At 68.2% G+C, this 2,219-nt stretch carries 1 protein-coding gene and 1 pseudogene; both read left to right on the forward strand.

What is annotated here, in order from left to right; all coding sequences use genetic code 11:
• Nucleotides 1-483, forward strand: a 483-nt coding sequence (locus tag ACEQXV_RS17245; protein WP_370270190.1) for a CBS domain-containing protein, incomplete at its 5' end; no start/stop codon positions are given.
• Nucleotides 484-982: 499 nt separating this feature from the next.
• Nucleotides 983-2,219, forward strand: a pseudogene (locus ACEQXV_RS17250) (hypothetical protein); the annotation flags it as partial.

Genomic DNA, 2,219 nt, shown 5'->3' on the forward strand with positions numbered 1-2,219 from the left:
CTGACGCTGGCTCTGGGCGACGCGCTGGCCGTGGCGCTGATGCAGCAGCGCGGCTTCGTGCACGAACATTTCCGCATCTTCCACCCCGGCGGCAAGCTGGGCTCGAAACTGGCGCAGGTGCATCAGCTCATGCACGATGCAACGGAGATCCCGATCGTGCCAAGCGACGCGCCGATGGGCGAGACGCTGATCACCATGACCCGCGCGGGCTTCGGCATCGCCTGCGTCGTCGATGCCAAGGGAGCGCTGGCCGGGGTCATCTCGGACGGAGATATTCGCCGCAACATCGAAGGCTTGCTGGAAAAGACCGCAGGCGATGTCGCCACGCGTTCGCCGCAGACCGCGCCGCCCGACATGCTGGCGGCGGAGGCGATGGCGATCATGAATGCGCGCAAGGTGAACGCGCTGGGTGTTCTTGATGAGTCCCAACGTCCTGTCGGCCTGTTGCGGCTGCATGAATGTCTGCGCGCGGGCGTCGCCTGAGCCAAATCCGGGCGGACCGGGATCACAAAGCGAAGAGACCGCGCAGCGATCCCGCCCGACTCCTTGACATTGCTGCACCGCAGCGTCCCTAAATTGGGCGCCCGACCGCGCTGGCCGCGTAATGTCTGAGCAGATGATATCGCGACAGGCCAAACAATGACCGGAGACTGGAAAACAATGCCCGTCATCGTTCACCATGAAGCCGATATCCGGGTCTTGCACCCCGCAGCCCGCCGCGCCGGACGCTTGCGTCTGCGCACAGGGCCGGAGCGCACCGGGATGCGTCTTTTTTCACGTTGGGTCCCCCGCAGTTTTTCATCCGTCACATCTAGATGGCAGGCTATGAGCGGCTTTTTCCTCGCGGCCCTGACCCTGAAGAGGGGCCACAAAGCGACCCGAACCGAAGCGCGACGCGGAATTGGCCGCGTCCTCCATTGACCGAGACCTTTTGCAGACCCGCGCCGCCTTTCGCGCGATCCGAATTTCAGGAACCGATTTCATGAGCACTGTCCTTGACGCCACGTTCGATCCCGAGTGGTACCTCGCCACCTATCCCGACGTGGCGCTGACGGGGATGGACCCGGCCGAGCATTACCAGCGCTTTGGCCGGATGCTCGGGCGGCAGCCCAGTGCCGATGCGCCGAAGCCGCGCTCGATCCTTCCCCGCCTGCAACCCGACCCCACGCCCGCCGCGAGTCCGGCGCCGGCCGCTGCGCCGGAACTCGTCATCCCACGCCCCACCCGGCCCGGGCCGATCATCGACCGCCCCGCGGGGTTCAATGCGGCGGCCTCGGTCCCCGGGACATTGCTGTCGGGTCTGACCGAAAGGGCGAAACCGCAAAGCCTGTCCGCGCTGGCCGAAGCGCCGCATGCGGATGCCGGCGTGCTTGTCGCGCTGAACACCTATGCCCGGCTGTTCGGCCTGCCCGCGCCGGGAAGAGCCGCCGCGCGCCCGGCGGGCAGCATGACCGCGTTCGAGCCGTTTCAGACCGGCGCGCTGCGCATCGAAAGCCTGTGGCACGAGACCACCGGCGCACTGCGGCTGCGGCTGACCGGCGGCGAGGACAGCGCGGGCTGGATGCTAAGCGCGCTCCAAGCGGTGCCGGAAAAGCCCGATCAGATGCATCCGGCGGGCGACACGCTGGTCCTGCCAGCCGAAGGCCCGGCGCTGTGGGACATCGCGCTGGTTCATCCGCTGATGCCGGGCCTCGTGCAGGCGAGCGCCCCGGACGGCACGGTGCAGTCGATTGCGCTGCTGGCCTTCCCCTCGCTTGCCCCCGGCGGTCTGCACGCGGCCGAGGCAAAGGCGCTTCAACGCACCGCGAACCCGGTGGATTCGCTTTGGGCGCTGTCGGAAATGCTGGTGCGCGAGAAGCTGGGCAAGACCGGCGGCAACGCGGCCTCGCTTGCCGGGATCCGCGTGTCGCTGCAAGGCGCCACGGGGGCCGAGCCGTTATTCGCCGCGCCGACGCGCGACTGGCTGGACGCGCTGTTCGGTCTGTCGGTGGCCCCTCTCGACGCGCCGGGCCAGACCCTGACGCAGGGCGAAGCGGCGCTGCGCGACATGCTGGGCGAACGCGTGCTTTCCCGGCCGGACGATAAGGGGGGCGTGACGCTGTCCCTGACCGGTTGCGGTGTTCCGACGCTGTCGGTGCTGGTGTCGCGGCGGCTCGATGCGGACCTGCCCGACTCTTCCGCCGCCCCCTATCTGGTGGCCGAAGAGTCCAACCTGCGCC

This window comes from Nioella sp., from assembly GCF_964229645.1.
Classification (GTDB): Bacteria; Pseudomonadota; Alphaproteobacteria; order Rhodobacterales; family Rhodobacteraceae; genus Nioella.